This window comes from Virgibacillus sp. 7505, from assembly GCF_002272135.1.
In the GTDB taxonomy this organism is placed as follows: domain Bacteria; phylum Bacillota; class Bacilli; order Bacillales; family Amphibacillaceae; genus Terribacillus.
Genome location: NZ_NPBF01000173.1, coordinates 1 through 279, shown reverse-complemented (window position 1 = coordinate 279; position 279 = coordinate 1). Strand labels below are relative to the sequence as shown.

Genomic DNA, 279 nt, shown 5'->3' with positions numbered 1-279 from the left:
ATCCAAGACGCAGACGTAGAAACGGTCAATGGCTCGATCACTTATGAGATGGAAGCGTCGACTGATGCAGGCTATGTTGATTTAAAAACAACAACAGGAAGTGTAAAATTGCTTGTTTCCCCTGCTGTACGCATTGAAGCCAAGCTGAAATCAAATGTTGGCTCAATCAATAACCGTTTGGCTGATGTTGAGATTCTCGATGAGAAAAAAGAATTTGCGCAGCGCTACATGCAGTTGACTGGCAACCAGGCGCAAGAAAAGCGGGTCAAAGTCCATGCT

Annotated in this window: 1 pseudogene; it reads left to right on the top strand. The window is 44.8% G+C overall.

From position 1 onward, the window contains the following. A pseudogene (locus CHH91_RS18470) lies at positions 1-279 on the top strand (DUF4097 family beta strand repeat-containing protein); the annotation flags it as partial.